The organism is Lysinibacillus sp. FSL K6-1151 (assembly GCF_038630755.1).
Lineage (GTDB): Bacteria > Bacillota > Bacilli > Bacillales_A > Planococcaceae > Lysinibacillus > Lysinibacillus fusiformis_D.
This window is the reverse complement of sequence record NZ_CP152040.1, coordinates 1,722,200-1,745,418: the sequence shown is the minus strand read 5'-3', so window position 1 is coordinate 1,745,418 and position 23,219 is coordinate 1,722,200. Positions and strand designations below refer to the sequence as shown.

23 protein-coding genes and 1 riboswitch are annotated in these 23,219 nt (G+C 38.5%); of the genes, 10 read left to right on the top strand and 13 right to left on the bottom strand.

What is annotated here, in order from left to right; translation table 11 throughout:
* Nucleotides 1-8 precede the first annotated feature (8 nt).
* The 4 genes from MHI04_RS08240 to MHI04_RS08225 form a co-directional block, all read right to left on the bottom strand.
* Nucleotides 9-761 (bottom strand): IclR family transcriptional regulator, encoded by a 753-nt coding sequence (locus MHI04_RS08240; protein WP_036123024.1) that lies wholly within the window; start codon nucleotides 759-761, stop codon nucleotides 9-11.
* Nucleotides 762-772: 11 nt separating this feature from the next.
* Complete coding sequence (locus MHI04_RS08235; protein WP_101966833.1) at nucleotides 773-2,449, bottom strand: hydantoinase B/oxoprolinase family protein; 1,677 nt, start codon at nucleotides 2,447-2,449, stop codon at nucleotides 773-775.
* 3 nt (nucleotides 2,450-2,452) lie between these two features.
* Nucleotides 2,453-4,489: a hydantoinase/oxoprolinase family protein gene (locus MHI04_RS08230; protein WP_089932528.1), complete on the bottom strand. Its 2,037-nt coding sequence runs from the start codon at nucleotides 4,487-4,489 to the stop codon at nucleotides 2,453-2,455.
* 489 nt (nucleotides 4,490-4,978) lie between these two features.
* A complete protein-coding gene (locus tag MHI04_RS08225; protein ID WP_101966834.1) occupies nucleotides 4,979-6,658 on the bottom strand; it encodes a formate--tetrahydrofolate ligase in 1,680 nt (559 codons plus the stop codon).
* 212 nt (nucleotides 6,659-6,870) lie between these two features.
* Here MHI04_RS08225 and MHI04_RS08220 point away from each other — a divergent pair, with 212 nt between their 5' ends.
* Complete coding sequence (locus MHI04_RS08220) at nucleotides 6,871-7,071, top strand: cold-shock protein (RefSeq protein ID WP_004269397.1); 201 nt, start codon at nucleotides 6,871-6,873, stop codon at nucleotides 7,069-7,071.
* A 104-nt stretch (nucleotides 7,072-7,175) separates the two neighbouring features.
* On the opposite strand, the gene MHI04_RS08215 is transcribed toward MHI04_RS08220, so the two are convergent.
* Nucleotides 7,176-7,961, bottom strand: coding sequence for a VOC family protein (locus tag MHI04_RS08215; protein WP_342535510.1), 786 nt, complete (start codon nucleotides 7,959-7,961; stop codon nucleotides 7,176-7,178).
* 158 nt (nucleotides 7,962-8,119) lie between these two features.
* Between MHI04_RS08215 and MHI04_RS08210 the strand changes: the two genes are divergently transcribed.
* Nucleotides 8,120-8,605, top strand: coding sequence for a flavin reductase family protein (locus tag MHI04_RS08210; RefSeq protein ID WP_036123007.1), 486 nt, complete (start codon nucleotides 8,120-8,122; stop codon nucleotides 8,603-8,605).
* A gap of 82 nt (nucleotides 8,606-8,687) precedes the next feature.
* Here MHI04_RS08210 and MHI04_RS08205 read toward each other — a convergent pair whose 3' ends face one another.
* The 3 genes from MHI04_RS08205 to MHI04_RS08195 all read right to left on the bottom strand — a co-directional run bounded on the left by MHI04_RS08205 (nucleotide 8,688) and on the right by MHI04_RS08195 (nucleotide 10,847).
* Nucleotides 8,688-8,843 (bottom strand): YezD family protein, encoded by a 156-nt coding sequence (locus MHI04_RS08205; protein WP_080717081.1) that lies wholly within the window; start codon nucleotides 8,841-8,843, stop codon nucleotides 8,688-8,690.
* A gap of 69 nt (nucleotides 8,844-8,912) precedes the next feature.
* A riboswitch (SAM riboswitch) is annotated at nucleotides 8,913-9,009 on the bottom strand.
* A 210-nt stretch (nucleotides 9,010-9,219) separates the two neighbouring features.
* Nucleotides 9,220-9,894 (bottom strand): phosphopantothenoylcysteine decarboxylase, encoded by a 675-nt coding sequence (locus tag MHI04_RS08200; RefSeq protein WP_141903010.1) that lies wholly within the window; start codon nucleotides 9,892-9,894, stop codon nucleotides 9,220-9,222.
* A gap of 74 nt (nucleotides 9,895-9,968) precedes the next feature.
* Nucleotides 9,969-10,847, bottom strand: coding sequence for a LysR family transcriptional regulator (locus MHI04_RS08195; RefSeq protein WP_036123002.1), 879 nt, complete (start codon nucleotides 10,845-10,847; stop codon nucleotides 9,969-9,971).
* 134 nt (nucleotides 10,848-10,981) lie between these two features.
* Here MHI04_RS08195 and MHI04_RS08190 point away from each other — a divergent pair, with 134 nt between their 5' ends.
* Both MHI04_RS08190 and MHI04_RS08185 read left to right on the top strand, forming a co-directional pair.
* A complete protein-coding gene (locus tag MHI04_RS08190) occupies nucleotides 10,982-11,881 on the top strand; it encodes a DMT family transporter (RefSeq protein WP_036122999.1) in 900 nt (299 codons plus the stop codon).
* A gap of 162 nt (nucleotides 11,882-12,043) precedes the next feature.
* Nucleotides 12,044-12,412 (top strand): hypothetical protein, encoded by a 369-nt coding sequence (locus tag MHI04_RS08185; RefSeq protein WP_036122996.1) that lies wholly within the window; start codon nucleotides 12,044-12,046, stop codon nucleotides 12,410-12,412.
* Between the two features lie 100 nt (nucleotides 12,413-12,512).
* Here the strand turns inward: MHI04_RS08185 and MHI04_RS08180 are convergent, their stop codons facing one another.
* Nucleotides 12,513-12,950 carry a general stress protein gene (locus tag MHI04_RS08180; RefSeq protein WP_101966836.1) on the bottom strand — a complete coding sequence of 146 codons (438 nt, stop codon included), beginning with the start codon at nucleotides 12,948-12,950 and terminating at the stop codon, nucleotides 12,513-12,515.
* A gap of 191 nt (nucleotides 12,951-13,141) precedes the next feature.
* The gene (locus MHI04_RS08175; protein WP_036122990.1) at nucleotides 13,142-13,582 is read right to left on the bottom strand and encodes a DNA starvation/stationary phase protection protein; all 441 of its coding nucleotides are present in this window, start codon (nucleotides 13,580-13,582) and stop codon (nucleotides 13,142-13,144) included.
* Nucleotides 13,583-13,798: 216 nt separating this feature from the next.
* Between MHI04_RS08175 and pepF the strand changes: the two genes are divergently transcribed.
* Nucleotides 13,799-15,613, top strand: a complete 1,815-nt coding sequence (gene pepF / locus MHI04_RS08170) for an oligoendopeptidase F (RefSeq protein ID WP_340808767.1) — start codon at nucleotides 13,799-13,801, stop codon at nucleotides 15,611-15,613.
* 227 nt (nucleotides 15,614-15,840) lie between these two features.
* Nucleotides 15,841-16,824, top strand: a complete 984-nt coding sequence (locus MHI04_RS08165; protein WP_058844684.1) for an SEC-C domain-containing protein — start codon at nucleotides 15,841-15,843, stop codon at nucleotides 16,822-16,824.
* A 74-nt stretch (nucleotides 16,825-16,898) separates the two neighbouring features.
* Here the strand turns inward: MHI04_RS08165 and MHI04_RS08160 are convergent, their stop codons facing one another.
* Nucleotides 16,899-17,090 carry a zinc-finger domain-containing protein gene (locus MHI04_RS08160; RefSeq protein ID WP_036127782.1) on the bottom strand — a complete coding sequence of 64 codons (192 nt, stop codon included), beginning with the start codon at nucleotides 17,088-17,090 and terminating at the stop codon, nucleotides 16,899-16,901.
* A 160-nt stretch (nucleotides 17,091-17,250) separates the two neighbouring features.
* On the opposite strand from MHI04_RS08160, the gene MHI04_RS08155 reads away from it, so the two are divergent.
* From MHI04_RS08155 to MHI04_RS08140, 4 genes are all read left to right on the top strand, one after another.
* Complete coding sequence (locus tag MHI04_RS08155; RefSeq protein ID WP_271912905.1) at nucleotides 17,251-17,643, top strand: ribonuclease HI family protein; 393 nt, start codon at nucleotides 17,251-17,253, stop codon at nucleotides 17,641-17,643.
* 242 nt (nucleotides 17,644-17,885) lie between these two features.
* Nucleotides 17,886-18,683 carry an amino acid ABC transporter substrate-binding protein gene (locus MHI04_RS08150; protein ID WP_342535509.1) on the top strand — a complete coding sequence of 266 codons (798 nt, stop codon included), beginning with the start codon at nucleotides 17,886-17,888 and terminating at the stop codon, nucleotides 18,681-18,683.
* A 67-nt stretch (nucleotides 18,684-18,750) separates the two neighbouring features.
* Nucleotides 18,751-19,407, top strand: a complete 657-nt coding sequence (locus MHI04_RS08145) for an amino acid ABC transporter permease (protein ID WP_036127793.1) — start codon at nucleotides 18,751-18,753, stop codon at nucleotides 19,405-19,407.
* A gap of 11 nt (nucleotides 19,408-19,418) precedes the next feature.
* Entirely contained in the window at nucleotides 19,419-20,162 is a 744-nt protein-coding gene (locus tag MHI04_RS08140; RefSeq protein ID WP_036127795.1) for an amino acid ABC transporter ATP-binding protein, read from the top strand.
* A gap of 184 nt (nucleotides 20,163-20,346) precedes the next feature.
* On the opposite strand, the gene MHI04_RS08135 is transcribed toward MHI04_RS08140, so the two are convergent.
* The gene (locus MHI04_RS08135; protein ID WP_342535508.1) at nucleotides 20,347-21,603 is read right to left on the bottom strand and encodes an S-layer homology domain-containing protein; all 1,257 of its coding nucleotides are present in this window, start codon (nucleotides 21,601-21,603) and stop codon (nucleotides 20,347-20,349) included.
* A 771-nt stretch (nucleotides 21,604-22,374) separates the two neighbouring features.
* Nucleotides 22,375-23,139: an SDR family oxidoreductase gene (locus MHI04_RS08130; RefSeq protein ID WP_342535507.1), complete on the bottom strand. Its 765-nt coding sequence runs from the start codon at nucleotides 23,137-23,139 to the stop codon at nucleotides 22,375-22,377.
* Between the last annotated feature and the right edge of the window lie 80 nt (nucleotides 23,140-23,219).

Sequence of the window (23,219 nt, the reverse complement as noted above, 5' to 3'; positions counted from 1 at the left end):
TATTGTTGTTATAGTTTTGAAATGTGTGATTGTATTTGCTGAGCTACTTTCACTAACTGTTCAAGCATATATTTCTCCCTTTGATCATTTAAATCATATACCAAACCAGAAATTGTAAGAGATGCGATGATTTCTTTTTTATAGTTAAATAATGGTACACTAATGCCAAATGCATGTTCATTATACTCCCCAACCGTTCCACACCAGTTGTTGCGACGGATTTGCTGCAGCTCTCCCTTTAATGATTCAAGGTAGGACTTATGTTCTTCTTTCGATTGTTCCTCTTGAAAGAAGGCTATTAATTCGAGCTGTCTGTTCTCCTCTAAATAGGCAAACATCACCTTACAGGAGGCACCGATGTAAAGGGGTGTCTTCGTTCCTAAAGACACCGCATACTTTACATTTTTATTGCTTTCGGCTATTTTTGTTGTGACACCATATTCATTGTCCATATAAGTAAGAAATACTGATTCATTCATTTCACTAGCAAGATTTTGCATTAATTCATAAATGGTCGAGTGTGGGTCTTTTGAATTCGATAGCACATCATAAAAAAGGTACATTTTGTAACCTAATTTATATTTTTTAGTGTATTCATCCTGTATTAAATAACCCGCTTCTGTAAATGTATTAATGGTTCTTTGCACAACACTTGTCGGCAACTTCATCATGCGTGAAATTTCACGAACACCTAATGCGTTTTCTGTCGTAGCAAAGCATTCTAGTATATCCAATGAGTTTTTTAATGTCTTGACAGTCATTTATTTCTCCCTTAAGCGTTTTGATAAGCGTATTGCTTTCTCGCCACTTCTTCAGAAATATATTCATTTAATAAATCACGTTCAATGGCTTCCGTGCTTCTTTCTAATGGATTGCCGTAACCACCGCCAGTTGCTGTAACAAGCTCAATACGGTCTCCTTTTTGCAATTCATAATTGGCAAGTACACCTACTGGTCCAACCTTCGTTCCATCCTTTTTATGAACGATTAAATAGTTGTGAGAGCCTTCCCCACCACCATTTAAACCGAATGGCGCAAATTGATGTCTGCCTAGGTTCACAGAAACCTTTTGACCATCATGATTGACTGTATAGACACGACGTACACCTAAGCCACCCCTAAATTGACCGACACCAGCACCATCGCAGTTTAAACTATATTCGTCAATTTGAATACCGTATTTTGTTTCTGCAATTTCCACAGGAAGGTTATAGGTTTCACCATCTCCCATGCAGTATTGCCCACTTTGACCATCCTCATCATTTGCTGCTCCCCAACCACCAACAGATGGTTCAACAATTAGGAACGACTCATCATTTTCAGGGTTTTTACCTGTTAAGATAAATGTACAAACGGACTGTAAATGCCCTGCCGATAATCTTTCTGGCAAATGCGGTGCAAGAGCTTTCCAAATTAAATCCGCAGCCCCAATACGCGCCTCAAAGTTCATGGATACAGGATGTGGACGTTTAGCGGAAACAATCGAATTTTCATCTGTGATAATCGTTAAGCGTTTAAAGACACCCTCGTTAATTACATCAATATCGCCAAGTAAAGCTAAGAACATAACGCGCACACTTGCCATTAAACCAAATTGTGAACAGTTCACTGGCACATTGACCGCAGGATGCGAGCCTCTAAAATCACAAATAAATTCTTCATCACTAATCGTTACTTTCACTTTAATTGGATAGGGTCCGCCCTTTAATGGATCCCCTTCAATAAAGTCTTCCGCATAAAATCCACCTTTTGGTAAATGTTGAAGCTCAAGCTCTACAATTTTCTCCCCCTTGTCCAATAATCTTTGAATGGACAATTTCACCGATTCAGCACCAAACTTCTGACAAAGCTCTGCAATGCGTTTTTCACCTGTTTTTAAGGCTGCCACTTGTGCAAACATATCGCCAATTGAAAGCTCTGGTAAACGAACGTTCGTTGCTATAATTTCATAGACCGCCTCGTTCAACTCCCCTTTATGATAAAGTTTGACACCCGGTAGCTGTAAACCTTCCTGATAGATTTCATTAGAATTACTTGTAAACGAACCTGGGTCCATCCCCCCTACCTCTGTCCAGTGTGCTTTATTGGCAGAGTAAGCAATAATTTCACCTTTATAAAAAATCGGTAATACTAAGCCCACATCCGATAAATGCGATCCACCCCCAACATATGGGTCGTTAATAATAATGACATCGCCTTCATGCAACTTTCCATTATCGAATTTTTCAATAACACGTTGCACCATTGGACTTAGCATCCCAATAAAGCTTGTGACACCATTCCCTTGGCTAATTAAATTACCTTTGGCATCCGTTAAACCACAAGCGTAGTCTAATACTTCATAAATAACTGGGCTCATGGATGAACGTGCTAGAGCCACAAACATTTCGTCCCCTATGGCTAGCAATGAATCTTGAATAATTTCTACTGCAAAAACGTCTTTTTTCATGTTTTATTTCCCCTCCATCTCTACAATCAAATTGCCATATTTATCAATTTCAATGGATTGCTTGTCATTGATTACGACCGTAGATGTTGGATTTTCCACAATAGCAGGACCTGCAATGACATAACCTGGTACGAGCTTTTGTTGATCGTAGACATTGACCTCTACCCAACCTGTTCCCTTCACATATAAATTACGCTGTGCTTTGATACATGTGGAAGCGTCGACCTGTGAGAAGTCTAGTTCCTTAAACTGAACTGCCTCATCTTTTCCGTAGATTGTAAGATGTAAATTGACTAACTCAATGGGCGTAGCTGGTAAATCAAATGAAAACTCTTGTTTATGTTTAACATGGAAAGCCTCCGCTAATTCGCGTAGCCCCTCTTCTGTAATCGTGCTAGTCGATGCGTTCAATTTCACTGCATGCTCTTGTCCTTTGTATCGTAAATCATAATTAATCTCAAAATAATAATGATCCTTTGATAAAGGGGCATCCGCATAGGCATTGGCAATCGCCTGATCAATATTTTCTTGAATTGCCGCAAGATGGTTGGCATCAAAGCCCATTAAACTTGTTTGAATATAATCTTGTCGGTATTCTGTCATCATCATACCTAATGCTGAAAAGACGGAAGAACCATATGGAATAATCACTTTTTTCATACCTAATTCTTCTGCTAGGTTAATCGCATGTAGTGGGCCACCACCACCGAATGCTACCATTGTGAAGTCTTCTGGATCATAGCCTTTACGAATCGAAATCAACTTCAGTGCATTTAACATATTAGAGTTCGCAATATCTAAAATACCTTGAGCCGCTTCTTCTGCCGTTACATTAAACGGTTTCGCAATGGCTTCCACAAGAGCCTCCTCTACTTTGTCAATGGATACTGGATTATCAAAGTTTTCTAATGATAATCTTCCTAAATACACATTTGCATCGGTAATCGTCGGCTGTGTATTGCCTAAGCCATATGCCACTGGCCCTGGGTTTGCACCAGCAGAATCTGGACCAACCTTTAACGAGCCAAATGGATCTACACGTGCGATGGAGCCACCGCCATTACCGATTTCAACAATATCCACTACAGGCGTTTTAATTGGATAACCCGCAAATTTTTCATTTCTTTCGATATAGTAATCTGTTGTCACATTTACTTTGCCATCTGTAATAAGGGAGCATTTTGCCGTCGTCCCACCAACATCGAACGCAATAATATTCGATTCATTGAGTAGCTGCCCTAATTTGGCTGCCCCAAACATCCCCGCAACAGGACCAGATTCCACTAAATTGATCGGTAGCTCCATTGCTTTATCAAAGCTTGTCGTCCCACCATTTGATTGCATAATTTTTAAATGGTCTGTAATACCGATCGTACTTAATTTTTCTTTTAAGCTTTTTAAATAGGCATGGGCAATCGGCTTTACATAAGAATTCAACACCGTTGTATTCGTTCTTTCATACTCACGATATTCTTTAATGGTTTCACTTGAAAGTGTGATATACACCTCAGGCCAAATTTTTAAAATTTCCTCTTTTAGCTGTTGTTCATGAATAGGGTTTTTATAGCCGTGAATGAATGAAATGGCAATCGCCTCAACACCCAATTTTTTAAATTTACGAACGATTTCATCGACTTCTTCGGTGTTAAGCGCTTTCATAATATTTCCTTTAAAATCGATGCGTTCATCCATTTCCTGTCGTAAGTAACGTTCTACAAATGGTTGTGGCTTTTTATATTTAAAGTTATATAAGTCCGGTCGATTCCCACGTGCAATTTCTATGACGTCACGGAAGCCTTTAGTTGTAATTAACCCAACTACGCCCCCTTTTCTTTCCGTTAATGTATTGATAATAACCGTTGAACCATGAATAAATGATTCAATCAGAGATTCTTCTGTAACATGTCGTCCTAATACATTTAATATGCCATCCTCAAAGTGACCAGGTGTTGTATGTCCCTTATCAAAATGAAGATTTCCTTTTTCATCTGTGAAAACTAAGTCGGTAAAAGTACCGCCAATATCTGTTGCGATTTTCAAGACTGCATCCCTCCATGTTCCTATTATCGGAACAGTGTTCCGAATTAGAATTAAGTAAATTATATTTAAAAGAAAAAGAAAATTCAATGTATTTTTTAAATAAAAATTCATTTGACAATTAATCTGCGTTGTAAAAATCCGCTCTATCTTTCCAAAATCAGAGAACTATTGATAAAAAATACCAAACACATTTATATAAGGAAAGTTCTCATGATTTTTTGGAACATAAAAAAGATCCTAGTTTTCACTAGAATCTTAAAATTTTTTTAAAAAATTAACTTTTATGAATTTTCAATCATGCAGCGGATGAAGAAATCAACTAAAATTTCACATTTATGCCATGCCTGAATTATAGATAGACGATGAGTCGTGCGGAAAATAAATAGTAGTTCTCTTCCAAATTATGCAGAGATCATCTAGGAACCAAGTTTTCCCCTTTATCCATTAAAAAAAGCTGCCCATTTAAGTTGGGCAGCTTTAAAGAAGATATTAGAATAATCCTACCGCATGGCCTTCATTATCGACATTCATGCGAAGGGCAGCTGGAGTTTTAGGTAGTCCTGGCATGGTCATAATATCGCCTGTCAGACAAACTAGGAAGCCTGCACCAAGCTTTGGAATAACTTCACGAATTGTGATCGTAAAGCCTTCTGGTCGACCGAGTAAACTTGGTTGGTCGGATAAAGAATACTGTGTTTTCGCCATACAAACTGGCAGAGAGTCCCAGCCGAATTTTTCGATTTGAGCAATTTGTTTTTTGGCTTGATCTGTAAATTGTACATCTTTTCCGCCATATACCTTTTGCACAATCGTACGCACTTTTTCTTCAATGGACTCCGTTACATCATATAAAGGAGAGAAGTTGTTTTCTTCTTCAAGCACAGCTAATACTTGTTCAGCTAGCGCTAATCCGCCTTTCCCGCCCTCTTCCCAGACATTTGTACGGGAAATACGAACTTGATTTTCCTGACACCAGTTCAGAACAGCCTCTAGCTCCGCCTCTGAGTCTGTAATAAAACGATTTAACGCAATAATCGGTTCAACACCAAATGTACGTACCGTATCAACATGCTTAGCTAAGTTTTCAATTCCTTGTAGCAGGGCATTCACATTTTCGTCAACAAGTGCCGTTTTCGGTACACCACCATGCATTTTTAAGGCACGAATCGTTGCTACGATAACGACTGCACTTGGTTTAAAGCCCGCTTTACGTGCTTTAATATTCATAAATTTTTCAGCACCTAAATCGGAGCCAAAGCCCGCTTCTGTTACGACAATGTCCGCTAGCTTGCGAGCAGTTTGTGTCGCCATAATGGAATTACAGCCGTGGGCAATATTAGCAAATGGACCACCATGTATAATAGCTGGTGTTCCTTCTAATGTTTGAACTAAGTTTGGCTTGAAGGCATCTTTCAATAATAATGTTAAGGCACCTTCTACTTGTAAATCACGTACAAAGACAGGCTCACGCTCAAATGTATAGCCAACCACAATGCTAGCTATGCGTTCACGTAAATCCTCAATACTTGTCGCTAAACAGAACACCGCCATAATTTCGGAGGCCACTGTAATATCAAAGCCGTCCTCGCGCGGCATGCCCTGAACAGGGCCACCTAATCCCACAACCACTTTACGAAGGGCACGATCATTTAAGTCCATCACACGCTTCCAAATAATGCGTCGTGGATCAATGTTTAATGCATTTCCTTGATGGATATGATTATCAATGAATGCGGATAAAGCGTTGTTGGCTGTTGTAATCGCATGAAGGTCACCAGTGAAATGTAAATTAATATCCTCCATTGGTACAACCTGTGCGTAGCCGCCGCCAGTTGCCCCGCCTTTTACGCCCATAACTGGACCCAATGACGGTTCCCGTAAAGCGACCATTACTTTCTTATTTAATTGATGAAGAGCATCTGCTAGTCCTACAGTAACCGTCGACTTCCCTTCACCTGCTGGTGTTGGACTAATAGCTGAAACTAGCACAACCTTTGCGTCCTCACCCTGCGCTGTAATTTTTAAAGGATCAATTTTTGCTTTGTAGCGTCCATACTGCTCAAGAGCATCCTCTGGAATACCCGCAGCATTGGCAATTTCCGTAATCGGTTTGATTACTGCTTGACTAGCGATTTCTAAATCTGATAATGGTTGATTTTTCGTTGTCATTTGGCATCCTACTTTCTATGTTGTTCATTTCCATTATAGTCTTAATTGTGAAAAAAAAGAAAGCCAGATACACAAGCATTTCGACAATCAATTGACATCTTTGTTCAATTCATGTATGTTCTAAGAGAAAATGCAATTTTTCACATTTTCTCAATGATAGCACAACTTAGTTAACTTTATTTTACATTCAAGCGCATTGGAGGCGAATGCTTATGCAACAGGGGATCGTAAAGTGGTTCAATAATGAAAAGGGTTATGGCTTTATTGAATGTGATGATGGAGAAGATGTATTTGTACATTTTACGGGCATCCAGGAGGAAGGCTTCCGTACACTTGAAGAAGGTCAGAAGGTGTCATTTGATGTTGTGGAAGGCAATCGAGGACCCCAGGCATCAAATGTTGTAAAATTATAAGCTCCAAAATTGAAAGTGGATGAGGTAGATGAATAGTGCTCAATCCGCTTTTTGACATGTTTGCACATAAAAATCCACTTCAACAATTGAAGTGGATTTTTAATTTATCTATTAATCCAATAAAAAGCACCTGGACAAACTAATGTTTCCTTTGTTCGGTGTGGATCTTTCAATGTTACACCGATGGGTCCTTCTTTTAAATGCCCTAACGTCATGGCAGATGCTGCCGTCTCCTCATAAAAATCCAAGCGCATATTTGGTAGCTGTAGTGACACAAATTGCTCATGCTGCTCGGAATCGGGTAGCTGTAATACCTTTTGCCAAAGCTGAACCGTCTCCTCCACATCCTTGACAAAAAACTGAATAGATTCCATTGTGATGGCTTGGTTTTCATCGATTGCACCACTAGCTTTTAATTGTGCCAAACGTTCCTCATCTTCATCTGCCCATTCAATTAAGAATGGAAAATCCAATGAAAGGTTGGGCATGCCAAAATGCAATAGCTTCCATTCTAGTGTCGTGCCATCTGGTATTGTTCGGCTACAAGCATCGGGACCATATACTTCAAAGCCCAATGCACGCAATCGTTGACCCTCGTCTTCAATATTTTTGGTGCGCAAGGCAATTCGTGAAAATCCTTGGCGCTCACGATCACGTTTAAACGTATAATGTAGGGAATAAGGGTACAGAGCCGCTTGCTCAAATAAATCACGATCATAAATAGCGATTTGTTCAATATAGCTTAAGCCAAAATAGCTTAGCGTATTATAAGTCCCCCACATCGTGTGTTGACCACCGTTCACTGTACGGACATTTCGTTTATTGAAGAAAACCTTTATATTTTCTGGTGATTCTACTTGATGTACCAGATGATCAAAATATAAAGTCATGGCAATTCCCCTTTCTTTCCCCCATTAGCTTTACCTGGATGTTTAATTGATTTAAAATTTACTTAAGAAAAGGAGTTACTATATGGTATGAAAAAAAGTGCAATTTACCTACTAACTCCGTTAACTAATTTATGACTAACTATAAAGAGGTGATTTGAATGACAGATCAAGTAGCTGCTTTTAAATTGGCATTAGGTAACTATCCTACAGGTGTAACGGTTGTGACAGCATGTCATGAAACGAATCCAATTGGCTTAACAGTCAATTCTTTTGCATCTGTTTCCATTGACCCACTACTTATTTTATGGTCACTTGATAAAAAATCTCAGCTCCATTCTTACTTTATGGGTGCGGAAAAATTCGCTGTCAATATTTTAGCGAGTAATCAAGAGCATTTATGTACATTATTTGCAAGTAAAGTCCCGGATCGCTTTGCTCAAGCTAAATGGTCTACTTCTACTTTTGGGCTACCGATTTTACATGATACAGCAGCTATTTTACAATGTAAATCATTTCAGCAAATAGATGCAGGCGATCATACTATTTTTATTGGGCAAGTGCTAGACATTACAAATTCTCAAAAAGAACCCCTTCTCTATCATCGTCGTCATATCGGTCCAATTCCAAAAAGCTTTTATAGCTAATTTCCATAAAAAAGAGCCACTTGTAAGCAATGGAAACCATGCTTATTGGTGGCCTTTTCACATCGTTCAACTGAAATGAGCATTATTTCTTCTGTGGAAATCTCTGCTTTTCAAGCCTATTAATTTGCACAATCACACCATCTTGAATCGTAATATTCACTTCACCAAATTCAAGATTTTGAATTGCCTTAGCAATTGCCTCTAATTTTTTATCATCTACCTTTGCCGATTGAGCCATACGATACACCCCCTCTTTATTCTCCTAGTTGTACAAAAGAGGCCAACGCATCAAACCGATTGATAGCCCCTCCTATCTCTCAGACACCATCTGTTGGATTTGGCACCTATCTTCTCGGTTGCCGAGGCTTCATGGGGCCAAGTCCCTCCACCTCTCTTGATAAGAGTACTGCGTTTCTTGAAAATAATTCTATAATTCTGTTATCCGAATGTCAATATAAAATATTAGAAAACCTAGTTGAATACTTTGTAATAGCATCCTCACTGTTACAATTCACTCATAATCCTATCGTATTGTATGCTATGTCAGTCTATCTAACCACAATGGCAAAGAAAAAAACTGTGTAGAAGTATGACCTTCTCCACAGTTCATCACGTTATTCCCCATGTAAACATTCCATTAAAGTTTGCGCTGTCTGTTGCTTGCCCATCACCTTAATTGGTTGTCCCTCAGCAGGCACGATCCAATGAGGCTCATCCCCGCCATATAAAGACTGCGAGCTATTTGCAACCATAAATTGAGCATGCGCGGCTTCCATACGCAGTCTTGCACGAGCGAGTAAAAAATCCTCATCATTTGTAGCTTCTAGCTTAAAGCCTACTAGCGTTACATTCGGTTGCCAGCCCTTGATTTGCCCTAATACTTTTGGTGCCTTTTTAAAATGGATAATAGGTGGTTCGTCAGAAGGCATTTTCCCCGCTTCCTCCATTAAATTACCGGATTGATCATAGACCTTGTCAATAACCCAATCGGAGCCAGCAGCAGCCATAATGACAATATCGACTTGTTGTAGCTGAACCGCATGACGTACCTTTTCTCCTAAATCCTCAATACCTTCAAATTTTACCAATGTCATTTTGTCGTGGTTTGCTGGAAGCTGTGCAAAGTAGCCATGCATATATATTACATTCGCACCCTTAGCCAATGCGGCCTCTGCTAAATAACAGCCCATTGTCCCTTTTGATAAATTCGTGTGCCCTCGTACACGATCCCATTTTTCAAGTGTTCCCCCACTTGTAATGAGTACGGTTTTGCCTTGTAATGTCCCCATACACTCACCTATTTTCTACAATATATACAAATACTATTTTAACGTAATGTAAGGATGTGCTTCAATAGCCACAATCATAGCGTACTATTTTGCTCTTTTAACCAAGCACTTAATATTTCCGCAAATTTCTTGGTAACAGGGGAAGCATGGTGCTTCATCGCAATTCCAATGGTACGGTAGCCTCCTTGCTTTAGCGGGATTGCTTTTAACGTTGATGGTAAATGTTGAATGACCAATTGAGGCAAAATACTAATGCCCAAATGATGGGAAATCATTGAAAGAATCCCTACCTCCTCAGAAAGCTCAAAGCGAATATGGGGCTTTACATGATATTGCTCCAACAGTACCTTTACATCATTTGTCCCTTTATAGGAAGTCATGATAAAAGGCATATCTTCTAGGTCAACAATATCAATTTCTGTCTTATGAAATAAAGGGCTTTTATCTGAAACAATACATAATAAAGGGTCTTGTTGTAATTCCATAAATTGATATTGCTCTGATTTTTGACCATTCAAGAATCCTACTTCGACTTCCCCACTTAGCAGCCATTGTTCAATTTCGTAATAATCTCCCTCTCGTAACTCTACTTGTATCCCTGGAAATTGATGATCCATAATACGAACAATTTCTGGCATCCAATTCGAGGAAATACTTGAAATAACGCCAATTCGAACTTTCCCGCGTGTTACACCCAGTATATGGGCCGCTTCCTGCTGCAATAATTCCTGGGCATCCAGAACCTGACGCATCGCCCTTAGCATGGTCTGCCCCTCACTCGTCAGTGTTACACCTGCACGACTTCGATGAATGAGAGCAAAGCCAAATTCTTTTTCTAAACTAGACACGGCATGGCTCACAGCAGACTGCGTTAGTCCTAGTGCATCCGCTGCTTTTGTAAAGCTTGCTACCTCTGCCACCTTTGTTAAAATCTCATATTTAACTAAGCTCATCCGTCATCCCTCTATATACATGAATTTTTTTAATCCTATTCATTATAAACATTCGTTTTACTAATCACAATACAAGATATATAGTAAATTTTAGTATAAAAACTGTTTTAGTACACAGATGGTAGGTGAACATAATGAGTATCCAAGGAAAAGCAAATGTATTGATGGTTATTGTCACAATGTTTTGGGGACTATCTTATACCTTTATGGTCATGGGGCTTGAAACATTGGCAGTTTATAATGTGGTGGCATTGCGTTGTATCATTGCATTTTTCGTAGCAGGACTTATTTTTTATAAACGGATGATCAAAGTAAATGGTAAAACATTAAAATATGCGGCTATTCAAGGATTTTTATTATTCATTGTGTTCGCGTTAAGTTTATTTGGTTTACAGTCTACTTCTGCCTCAAATGCAGGCTTTATTTTAAGCCTCACCGTAGTATTAGTGCCGATTTTCAGCAGTTTCATTGAAAAAAAATTACCATCGAGAGCCGTTAGCTTTGCGGTCATTTGCACGATGATTGGTATTACAGTCTTAACAGCACATGGCTCATTCACCTTCCATAAAGGGGATTTATTAGTAGCCATTGCAGCACTATGCTATTCCATTTATTTACTACTGAATAGCTCATTTACACGAAATGTTGAATCCATTTCATACGGAATTTATCAGCTCGGCTTTGCTGGTATCTATGCCCTTGTCTTAACATTTATATTTGAAACACCGACATTGCCAAATTCAATGTCATCCTGGCTGGCTATTTTAGGGCTCGGTATCATTTGTAGTGCATTTTGCTTTGTTGGGCAAACTGTTGCACAACAGTATACTTCTGCTACACATACAGGACTTATTTTTTCATTAGAACCAATTTTTGCAGCCATGTTTGCCATGATGTTTATTGGTGAAAGTTTAACAGTGAAATTAGTGATTGGCGGTAGCTTTATCCTTATTGGTAATTTAGTGGCTCAATTAGAGCACTTTCATGCGTTACGTTTTATTAAAAAAGAAGCACAGGAAAAAGTCATACAATAAAATAGTGTGTCATGTCACTTCATTTACGAATGAAAAAGGAAGCTGAGAGTTATATCTCAAGCTTCCTTTTCTACTATGTATTGAATTTATAGCATCACTACATGTAAAATAGTTTACTATACAGTCTATTTTTTACAGAAACTAATTGGAGGAGAGTCATCTATGCAAATTCAACCCCGAAATGCATCATACTATTTACCAGCTAAGGTCAATCAACCTATTAAAACAGAAAACCTATTGGATTTACTCAAATATGTGGATGGCAGTGAAGAGGAAGACGCCAAAAAGAACAAATCGAAAATTGAAATCAGACACGAAAATGGCTATGTGCGTCAATATCTTGTTAAACCAAATGGACAAAGAGTACTCCTGATGGAAACTAAACAAAGCCATGACAATAAAGAAGCTAGCCATTTACATACTATGCCTCATAACCTGTTTAAGCAGCCATTTGAAAAGCCTACAAGTGACCCGATACTTTCGATTTTAAATGCGAAGGATAACATTGCTAAATATAGATATGGGATTTAAAGGACAACAATATTAAATAAAATAATAGACAAAGTCGAATAAAACGACTTTGTCTATATTTTAACCAGCAAGCCAGAGCCATATCTCACTGGTTTGATCATTATAAAAACCTTCTATATTGCTCTGCCTCTATCATACGCTCTTGCTGTTTTAAACGTGCCTCTTGCTCGGCAACTGTCTCAGAATGTGCTTGTAGCGGATCTACATCATCCTCACGTTCCGCATATAAGACGATACTACCTTGCTCCACAAGATGTGCATAATAAGCGATTTGTCCCTCTGATAGATTAAATCGTTTTAAGCCCTCTGTCACAGCCGAGTCACCTGTAAACCAAGACTTAAATTGGTCCACCCAATTACCAGCCTCATGTGTTTGGACATCAGCATCCCATTTTACATCCTCAAACTGTTCGGAATCTTTCGCAATAATATGAATATCATCTTGTTGATAACCTTCTAACCGCATACTTTCTAAAATGTGAAGCATTTCATCCCTCGTATGGGCCACCTCAATTTGTGGGTTTTGTTCATTCATCATGTTCAATTCCTCCTAATTTATATGGCTTACTAGATAATTACCCTTGCTGTACACAAGCAAACGCTTTTTACCAAACTGTCATAATTGTTATGAACCCTTAATACATGTTATGGCTTTGACATCAAGCATTAATTGCAGAAAAAAAGCATGCCAGAGTACTTAATATCTCCAACATGCTGTAACTGTCGTTTTTACTTGTCAAGAAAGGCTTTTAACATCCATGTATGCTTTTCAAGAGATTGGTACATGGCGTTAAGTAGATCCTCTGTACGATCGTCCCCTTCTTCTGCTGCTAGCTCCATTGTGGCATTTAATGCTTTCATGAGCTTTTGGAAATCCGAAATTATCGTAGCGACCATTTCCTCTGTCGTCTCATTTCCTGCCGCCTCCTCTACATAGGAAAGCTCTAGATGTTCTTTTAATGTTGCGACTGGCTTGCCATCCTTTGAAAGAATACGCTCTGCAATTTCATCTAAATTCAAGGTTGTTTCATTATACAACTCTTCAAATTTTGCATGCAGTGTAAAGAATGAGTGTCCTGTCACATACCAATGATAATTGTGCAGCTTTGTATAAAGTACAGACCATGTAGCCACTAGCTTATTTAATTGTTTGTTTAAGTTTTGTGTCATAATCACTTTCTCCTCCAATATGTCTTGTTCTAGCCTTTAATATGTGTAACAAATGATGTCGGCTATACATCTATTGTTCCCGCCCGACAATATTTCAAACATGTCTTCGACAAACGATCTACATTAAGAATATTGCAACTATTCTATGAAATTATTTCACTTTCCGAAATAGTTTCGTTATAATGAAATCACTTACATGTAAAGGGGTGTCTATGAATGGAAGTTTTACCATTACGAAAAGATGTAGCAGTAGAAGAAACTTGGGATTTAACAGATTTATTGAGCCATGATGCTGATTTTGAACCTACTTTAGCACAATTGGTGGAAGACGCACTTAGCTTCGAGCAGCAATACCAAGGAACGATTACAGATGCACAAAAAGTTATTGACGTGCTATCTGCCTTTGAAGAGCTACAAAAAAGGTTTGTTCCGATTGGCACGTATGCCAGCTTAAACCTTGAAACAGATCGTACAAATGATGGAGCGCAAATGCGGGCTGCAAAATTTGCTACAGCTATTGGAAAGGTAAGCAGTGCTCTCTCCTTCGTGCGCAGTGAGTTACTAGCGTTGGATGAAGCTATTTTACAAGAAGCGGCAGCATCAAGCCCTCTTTACAAACGTTATCTAGAGGAACTGTTAAAGCAAAAGCCTCACCAGCTACATCCTGAAGTCGAAAAAGCATTGGCCGCATTTAGTGCTACATTCGATGCACCATATGAAATATACAATACGACGAAATTAGTAGACATGAACTTTGGTCAATTTGAAGCCAATGGTGAAAAGCATCCACTTAGCTTCGTCCTTTACGAAAATGACTGGGAGTTTGAAGCGAATACAGAAATACGCCGCGCTGCCTTTAAAGCCTTTTCAAGCAAGCTACGCGATTACCAGCATACAACAGCACAAGTGTATAACACGCATATTCAGCAGGAAAAAACAATGGCAGACCTACGAGGCTTTAACTCGGTCATTGATTATTTACTCTTTGATCAGGACGTCGATCGTTCGCTCTATAATCGTCAAATTGATTTAATTACGACAGAGCTTGCCCCACATATGCGTCGTTATGCAGCTTTAATTCAAAAAGCGAACGATATCGATAAAATGACATTTGCAGATTTAAAAATAGCGCTTGATTCTGATTATGATCCAAAATTATCGATGGCTGAGGCGAAAGAATATGTTGAAAAAGCATTAGCTGTTATGGGGGAAGACTATAATCATTTAATGGATAGAGCCTTCAATGAACGTTGGATTGACTATGCACCAAACAAAGGAAAATCTACAGGGGCATTTTGCTCAAGTCCGTATGGTAGCCATCCTTATATTTTAATGTCATGGAACGAACGCATGAATGAAGTCTTTACTCTTATTCATGAGCTTGGTCATGCAGGGCATTTTGCGAATACGCATGAACATCAATCTTATCTTAATAGCCGACCTTCTCTATACTTTATTGAAGCACCATCAACAATGAATGAAATGCTGTTAGCGAATTATTTACTAACACATAACGATGATTTACGGTTTAAACGTTGGGTGATTTCAAATATTGTGTCGAAAACGTATTATCATAACTTTGTCACTCATTTACTAGAAGCAGCCTATCAACGTAAAGTGTATGAATTAATTGATGCTGGTGAAGCTGTTAATGCAACAATTTTAAATCAATTAAAACGCTCTGTGCTAGAAGATTTCTGGGGTGATACAGTCGACATTTCTGAAGGTGCAGAACTTACATGGATGCGTCAACCTCACTATTATATGGGTCTTTACCCATACACATATAGTGCTGGGTTAACTATCTCTACACAAGTGTCTCAACGTATTTTAAAAGAGGGTGACACAGCTGTTGAAGAATGGTTAGCTGTCTTACAGGCTGGTGGCACAAAATCACCAGTAGAGTTAGCACAAATGGCTGGTGTCGATATTACAACAGACCAACCGCTTCGTGATACGATTGCCTATATCGGTCATTTGATTGATGAGCTTGAACGCCTAACTTTGGAAATTGAAGCGGTTCAGCAATAATCTAGCAAGAAAACGGTCCTGCATGCTAAAGGTGCAGATCGTTTTCTTTTTTTAGTTCTAAGTGGAAAAATACGTACATATAATAGAATCAGGGCGTCCCTCTACATTTTTTAGATATTTCAAAATAGACAATCATTTTTCTTCATACAAAAGTACCGTTATTATTAAGAGTACGCAAATTATTTAGCAATATACGATTAACAATTATTAAAGGAAGTGTTCTAATTATGGTAAAACGTAATGATCCATGCCCATGCGGTAGCGGCAAAAAATATAAAAAATGTTGTGAAGGCAAACAGCAAGTAACAGTGGAAACAGTACAAATCGAAGAATTAGAGCGTGTGCTACAAACTTTTTACTTAGAATATCCCGAACGTAAAGATGTTCGTGCATATATTGAGCATGTCGGCACATGGCAGCCTAAATTAGAGAGTGTGCTACAGCGTGAGCTCATTGAAGCAATCGCTTTAGACGACTTTTTCTTCCATCAAGAACCATCTATTTGGAAAAGTTATTTAAAGAAAACGAAGAAAAAGGCAGTAAGACCATCTACTGTCAAGGTACTTGAAGACTGGTCTCAGCCGGCTTTATTTATTGGTACGGTGTCTGTTGTTGAGGAAAAATATTTCAAGGCTAATCATTTACTTACGAATGAAGAGCTTTCTATTCGTCGTGAAAATAATAAACCGATTCCTGAAGGTATGCATGTATTTGCCTTTATCTTACCAGATGGAACGAAGAAATCGACACATTATTTAGCTGTGTCTACCCTAATTTTCTTCCCTGAGGATCATGCAAAAGTATTTGAAGAATTTAAGAAAAACTATGAGGCATCCGAGAAGAAGGTAAGCTCATTCTTAAAAGAAGAGCATCTAACATTCTGGGAACTATTAGTATCGAATGGCTATAAAGGTGAGGAGTTTTCAAACTTCGAAAGCAATGTCCTGACACAAGTAAAAGATTTCTTAGAGCAAAATGAGCGTGAATCAGCTCCGATGCTTGAACTTTTAGAGGACTATTTAATCGAAGGACAACCGACTGCTCGCAAAGAAGCGGCTATTGCAGCTGGTGCGATTCGTTATGGTCAGGAAAAAGAGCTATTCGAGTCCCTATCCATGACCGTAAAGGAAATTGCTGCAACTTTTGATATTTCTGCTTCGTCTCTGACAAAATATTATCAAGACCTAAGCAGTTATGCTGAAACAAAATAAAAGTAATAATGAAAGAAGCTACATTGACCAGCGGATTGCTAATCAATGTAGCTTTTTCTCATGAGGTTCGTATTTTATTTACTATACACTTTCAAAAGCTCTTCTCCCAAAAACTGTAACTTTTCTCCAACTGAACACGCCTCAATACAGAAACGGTGAGCTCCTGGTTTACCACGTTCTTTACGTAATTGCTTAATCACCAAGCAATCCGCACAATACGTATCATGCAGTTCGTCAATATCCCTCATAACCGTCACTTTATCCATGTTGAGCCCCCGCTCCTTTCACGTCCAAAATTCACTTCTTATTATTATGAAGCGTTCAATTTGAACAAGCAACTATTTTGTTTGTTCCATTTTTTACAGACTATGATTCTGATCCTTGTTGTACAATTATAGAGAAGTCACATTGCAAAGTAGGGATGGTATGTTAGAAGTTTATATAGACGCTGCCAGTGCAGGAAATCCTGGTCCAAGTGGGATCGGGCTATTTATTAAAGGTGAAGGCCATCATATCCAAATTAGTGAGTATATTGGCGAAACAAATAATCATATCGCTGAATTCACTGCATTAGTTCGCGGTCTTGAAGAAGCACAAAAGCTAGGCTCAACACTAGTATCCGTACGCTCGGATTCTAAAATCGTTGTCGCTTCTATGGAAAAAGAATATGTTAAAAACGAGGCATTTAAACCTTATCTTGAAAAAGCTTTAGCGCTAGCCACTAGCTTTGATTTATTCTTTATTAAATGGGTGCCCGACTCACAAAATAAAGCTGCCGATGCTTTGGCTCGAAAAGCAATTCAAAGTAAAAATACTTAATCCTATTTCACGGGACTGTCCGTCATGTACAGTCTCGTTTTCTTTTCCCCTTTTCTTCCGTTGTTTACTATTCCCCCTATTCAAACTTTTTATGAAAATAAGCTTCATTCAAAAAATGCTAGGAAATGCAGCTAATTTTCTGATTAATCCAAAACGATATTGACATTGTTAGATCACGATGATATCCTTTAACACATTAGTAGTTTAGCAAACGAAAGCGATAGATTATAGGGGGAAACAAAATGAAACGAGTATTGACTTTATTCATGATGCTGACAGCTGTGATCGTTTTAGCAGCGTGTGGTACATCGAAAGAAAATGCAGCAAAGAAAGATGACAAAGCTGCTGTTGTAGAAAAAATGATTATTGGCATTGACGATAAATTTGCGCCAATGGGCTTCCGTGATGACAAGAACAACATCGTTGGGTTCGATATCGATTTAGCCCGTGCGGCAGCTGAGCATATGGGCGTCGAAGCAGAATTTCAACCAATCGATTGGAAAACAAAAGAGGCAGAATTACTAAGTGGGCGAATTGATTTAATTTGGAACGGTTATACCATTACAGAGGAGCGTAAAGAAAAAGTACTATTTACAAAGCCTTATCTTGAAAACGCTCAAGTTGTCATGACAAAAGCAGATTCAAAGATTTCGAAACTAAGTGATTTAGCTGGACAAGAAGTAGGTATTCAATCTCTTTCTTCTGCGGCAGATGCACTAAACGGGCATCCAATTCACAAAGAAGTGAAAAAAATTACAGAGTTTGCGGATAATGTTTTAGCTTTATCCGACTTAAAAACAGGTCGTGTTGATGCCGTTGTTATCGATGCGGTTGTTGCAGAATATTATATGACACAGGAGCCTGATACATTTAAATTATTAGAGGAATCACTTGCACCAGAACAGTATGGAATTGGCGTGAAACCAGGCAATGAAGCCCTACTGGAAAAATTACAAGCCGCATTAGACAAAATGAACGAAGATGGTACAGCTGCTGAAATTTCTACCAAATGGTTCGGTGAAGACAAAGTATTAAAGTAATGACAGGACACATCATTTGTAAGAGTTTCCTTTGTGAAACTCTTACTCTTTTTGGAGGGACATCTTTATGGCGGATTACTGGCAAACTATGATATGGCCGATGCTAGAAGGTGCGAAAACGACAGTGTTACTGTTTTTCATCGCTATTCTGGTTTCGATTCCATTAGGCTTTTTACTAACACTCGCAGTAAAAAGTCGCATTCAACCAATCTCTTGGCTTGCACATACGTATATTTATATCATGCGTGGTACACCACTATTACTACAATTATTATTAATTTGCTTTGGTTTACCTATGCTGCCAGTAATCGGTGAATACTTAGTACTTGATCGTTTTGTGGCCGCTTGCCTTGGCTTTATTTTAAATTATGCTGCCTACTTTGCAGAAATATTCCGTGGCGGTCTTCTTGCCATTGATAAAGGACAATATGAGGCAGCTCAGGTACTTGGCTTATCCAAGTGGCAAACGACGACGCGTGTAATTTTGCCACAAATGTTCCGCGTCGCATTACCCGCATTATCAAATGAATCCGTTACACTTATTAAGGATACAGCCCTACTCTATGCAGTAGCTGTGCCTGAATTACTCCATTTTGCGCAAACAGCCGTAAATCGTGACTTCACGATTACGCCGTTCTTTATCGCGGGTGCTATTTATTTAGTTATGACGCTTGTCTTGACGATGTTCTTTAAATGGCTTGAAAAACGTTTTACATTTGAATAGAGGTGACACATATGGCATTGATGCAAGTAACAAACTTAAAGAAATCTTTTGATCAGGTGGAAGTGCTGAAACAAATTACATTTACAGTGGAGAAAAACGATGTCATTGCTGTCATCGGCCCGTCTGGATCTGGGAAAAGTACCATGCTTCGCAGCTTAATACATTTAGAAGAAATTGAAGGTGGCAGTATAGTGATTGATGGCGATTTTCTTGTTCAAAACGGTCAATATGCTAAGCCACAGCACATCAAAGCGATAACAGCTAAAATGGGGATGGTCTTTCAACACTTCAATCTGTTTCCCCACTTAACAGTCCAGCAAAACCTCGAAATGGCGCCGAGCTTATTAAAAACAGAATCAGCGGAGGCTATTACGAGCCGCTGTCAGGATTTACTGCAGAAAATTGGACTTGCCGACAAAGCAAAGGCCTATCCTGCCAATCTATCTGGGGGTCAAAAGCAGCGTGTAGCCATTGCCCGTGCCTTGATGATGAATCCTCAAATTTTATTATTTGACGAACCAACCTCTGCCCTAGACCCTGAACTGACAGGAGAAGTCTTAAAGGTCATGAAAAGCTTAGCTGAAGACCACATGACGATGATTGTCGTCACACATGAAATGGGCTTTGCGCGTGAGGTAGCGAACAAAGTCGTCTTTATGGATGATGGTCAGATCATTGAATCTAATCATCCAGACAACTTTTTTACAAACCCACAAAACGACCGCACCAAGGCATTTTTACAGAAGAATCTTTAGTAGAGCGTGTTTCTGTCGCTCTACTTTTTATTTTTCTTACTTATGTATGCTTCGAAATAAATTGTTTATAAACTCCTTAAGTTTTTTAAAATCCCTATATTTCCCTACTGCCATGCAAAGGCCAATAGAAAGATACGATCACAATCGTACCTTTTTTTAATAGTTTCAATTGAATTATCAACTCCTATTTCGGTACTTCATAAATGAACATGCTTCCATCATCTGTTCTGCCACTTAACTTTTCACCAGGTTTAACCTTCACCCCATTGAAAGCCCAGTAGCGATATTCCTCACCCTTCTTAAATTCAATAGTTGATGTACTTTTCGGAGAGGATAAATGAAAACTTGCAATTTTACTTTTATCAACTAATAAGTTTGAAGCAAAGTTCATATCAGAGCCATTCTTAACACTTTGAACACTTACGTCTCTACTTGGCTTGAATGTGTATTCATAGTAGATTGCATAAATCCCTTTATTCAGTAGAATTTTATCTTCACCTTTTTCATTAACAAACATATCTTTAAAAATACCTTTTGGTTTAGTGCCTGTCGTATCCACAAAAATGGCATGTTCAATTGTAGCGACACCTGTGTTATTTAAATACGTATGTGGTTTACCCAGAACATCTTCATATCCACCGTATTCTGATTTTTTAAAGTTAGAAATAGTTAAGATGTTCGTTCCTGTGCTAGCAACTTCACGAAGTTCTTTTAACCCTGTGAAATCAGATGGAGCTTTCTTCATAGCATCCATGAAGCGGATAAGGATGGTTGCTACCTCGGCACGTGTTGTATTGCCATTTGGTTTGAATGAGAAATCTTCATAACCTGACAGCAATCCAGTACCAAGTGCTACCCCGATATACGGTAGATCCTTCTTATTTACCCCTCCACCATAAAATTCTGGAATCGGAATAATTGTAAGGCTTGAATTTGCCATTTCTTCAATCGCTTTACCATAATCAGCGTTCGCATGTGCTAAACCATTTGCTAACCAACGAGACATTTCACCGCGAGTCATTGCTTTGTTTGGTTCAAATTTGTTATTTGAGAAATCACTAGCTTTAATGAATCCAACTGCTAGTCCTTCTTGAATAGCGTCATTTGCCCAATGTGAAGCTCCAACATCTGAAAATTTAGATGGTGTACGGTCGTTTCCGTCGTATACGCGTGATAGGAATGTTGCAAACTCTGCTCGTGTTACCTGTGCAGATGGTTTGTATGTACCGTCACTGTAACCTGCCACAAGCCCTTTTTCTGCTACTTGTTTAATTGACTCATATGCCCAATGCGATTTAGGGACATCTTTAAATGTCGTTTTCGTTGCCGCTTCTGCAACAGTATATGTAGCAGGTATAGCGTACACCGGAGTCGCCACAGCTAGAGCTAAAGTCGCAAGTAATAATTTGTTTGAGCTCTTTCTAAAAGTACCACGTTTCATATTTATTCCCTCCAAATGAATTAGATTCTTGTATACTCTAATTTTACTATTTTTAGAGGATCTATCAAACTCTCGAAGGTCATTAGTTAGTCCCCTCATTCCTGAAAAAGATTTTAATAAAATGAAAGAACCCGCTTCAAAACACCATCAAGTAGCCATAACAAAATAGTTACGACAAATAGTGATTTTTGAAGCGGGTTCTTCCCATTATTTAAATTACTACTATGCTTTCATAATTTTTAAAATTAAACAATCTTGATTAGAAAAAATATAATAAGTTCGGTGGTATTAAAGATAAGTAACGTAATCAAAGGGGATATTGAAAGCTTTGTAATTAAGCTGTTGAAAAAGAATTGTTATATTGACAATGTTCTTAGATTTCAATGAGGGCTCCTCTTTCATATAACTAATAAGCATTTTTGAATATACTTCTTCAATAGCTGAACTCTTTTACTCGTTGTTTCTATCCAGAGTTATTAAATTTACAATATTTAAAAAAACGTTTATCCATGTATATAAGTAAATACGAATTGCTTCAAAGGCGATTTGCCAAGTGATGAAAGTAAACCATCTTACATGCTGGCGAGGCATTGTTATTTACTTTCTTGTGCAAAAGTAAATAACAATGCAAGCACAGAAACAATACGTGTTGAGAAATTTATCGCAAAAAGGAATGAGACCTGCCCAATACAGAGTTCATTCCTCAATAACTGTTTAAAATATGTGTCTAACTTTTTGGGGTCACTTCATTTGAAGTTCCTTATAAATTTGTTATAGATGAGATCCTCCACTTGCATCAAGCAGCTGACCTGTTACCCAACGGCTGTCTGAGGAAGCAAGAAAGGCGGCAATATCTGCCACATCCTCGGGTTCACCCCATCTGTTGAAAATGGAAAGACCAGCAGCATATTTTTGTCCATCAAGATTTTCCAATGTCTCAGCATTCATCTCTGTGTTAATAATTCCAGGCTGGATGGCATTTACCGTAATATTACGGCTCCCTAGTTGTTTGGCTAGAAGTCGCGTAAATGTGTCGATAGCACCTTTGGATATACTGTACGTGAAGACACTTGGCGAGGCTGCACGAGTCACAAAAGATGAAATATTAATAATACGTCCTCCATCTTTTAAACGTGGCAAAGCTTGCTGAGTAACAAAAAGTGGTGCTTTAACATTAATCTTCATTACCTCATCAAATGATTCTTCCGTCGTCTCTTCTAAACTAATAATTTGACCAATTCCAGCATTGTTGACAAGAATATCGAATCCGCCACCGCCCATATATTCCCGAATAGTATCATCCAAAGTAGTAAATAAATCTTGAATACCATCTAAGGTACTAAGGTCAGCACCAATCACGCAAGCATTTCCTCCACTTTGTTTGATCTGGTGAACAACTGCTTCTGCCTCATTACGTCTTTTCCCGTAATGGACGACGACAAAGGCTCCCTCTTGTGCCAGACGCAGTGCAATACTGCGGCCAATTCCTCGACTTGATCCTGTAACTAAAGCGATTTTGCCTGTTAACTTACTCATGCTTCCATCTCCTTGTTCAAACATAGTTATATTACATAGAGAATTATATCAAGGAACATCATTTGAAATGTTGCTCTCTT

Coding starts and splice junctions, on each gene's coding strand:
- MHI04_RS08240 (WP_036123024.1), bottom strand. CDS start 761: ATGACTGTCAAGACATTAAAAAACTCATTGGATATACTAGAATGCTTT.
- MHI04_RS08235 (WP_101966833.1), bottom strand. CDS start 2,449: ATGAAAAAAGACGTTTTTGCAGTAGAAATTATTCAAGATTCATTGCTA.
- MHI04_RS08225 (WP_101966834.1), bottom strand. CDS start 6,658: ATGACAACGAAAAATCAACCATTATCAGATTTAGAAATCGCTAGTCAA.
- MHI04_RS08220 (WP_004269397.1), top strand. CDS start 6,871: ATGCAACAGGGGATCGTAAAGTGGTTCAATAATGAAAAGGGTTATGGC.
- MHI04_RS08215 (WP_342535510.1), bottom strand. CDS start 7,961: ATGACTTTATATTTTGATCATCTGGTACATCAAGTAGAATCACCAGAA.
- MHI04_RS08210 (WP_036123007.1), top strand. CDS start 8,120: ATGACAGATCAAGTAGCTGCTTTTAAATTGGCATTAGGTAACTATCCT.
- MHI04_RS08205 (WP_080717081.1), bottom strand. CDS start 8,843: ATGGCTCAATCGGCAAAGGTAGATGATAAAAAATTAGAGGCAATTGCT.
- MHI04_RS08200 (WP_141903010.1), bottom strand. CDS start 9,894: ATGGGGACATTACAAGGCAAAACCGTACTCATTACAAGTGGGGGAACA.
- MHI04_RS08195 (WP_036123002.1), bottom strand. CDS start 10,847: ATGAGCTTAGTTAAATATGAGATTTTAACAAAGGTGGCAGAGGTAGCA.
- MHI04_RS08190 (WP_036122999.1), top strand. CDS start 10,982: ATGAGTATCCAAGGAAAAGCAAATGTATTGATGGTTATTGTCACAATG.
- MHI04_RS08185 (WP_036122996.1), top strand. CDS start 12,044: ATGCAAATTCAACCCCGAAATGCATCATACTATTTACCAGCTAAGGTC.
- MHI04_RS08180 (WP_101966836.1), bottom strand. CDS start 12,950: ATGATGAATGAACAAAACCCACAAATTGAGGTGGCCCATACGAGGGAT.
- MHI04_RS08175 (WP_036122990.1), bottom strand. CDS start 13,582: ATGACACAAAACTTAAACAAACAATTAAATAAGCTAGTGGCTACATGG.
- pepF (WP_340808767.1), top strand. CDS start 13,799: ATGGAAGTTTTACCATTACGAAAAGATGTAGCAGTAGAAGAAACTTGG.
- MHI04_RS08165 (WP_058844684.1), top strand. CDS start 15,841: ATGGTAAAACGTAATGATCCATGCCCATGCGGTAGCGGCAAAAAATAT.
- MHI04_RS08160 (WP_036127782.1), bottom strand. CDS start 17,090: ATGGATAAAGTGACGGTTATGAGGGATATTGACGAACTGCATGATACG.
- MHI04_RS08155 (WP_271912905.1), top strand. CDS start 17,251: ATGTTAGAAGTTTATATAGACGCTGCCAGTGCAGGAAATCCTGGTCCA.
- MHI04_RS08150 (WP_342535509.1), top strand. CDS start 17,886: ATGAAACGAGTATTGACTTTATTCATGATGCTGACAGCTGTGATCGTT.
- MHI04_RS08145 (WP_036127793.1), top strand. CDS start 18,751: ATGGCGGATTACTGGCAAACTATGATATGGCCGATGCTAGAAGGTGCG.
- MHI04_RS08140 (WP_036127795.1), top strand. CDS start 19,419: ATGGCATTGATGCAAGTAACAAACTTAAAGAAATCTTTTGATCAGGTG.
- MHI04_RS08135 (WP_342535508.1), bottom strand. CDS start 21,603: ATGAAACGTGGTACTTTTAGAAAGAGCTCAAACAAATTATTACTTGCG.
- MHI04_RS08130 (WP_342535507.1), bottom strand. CDS start 23,139: ATGAGTAAGTTAACAGGCAAAATCGCTTTAGTTACAGGATCAAGTCGA.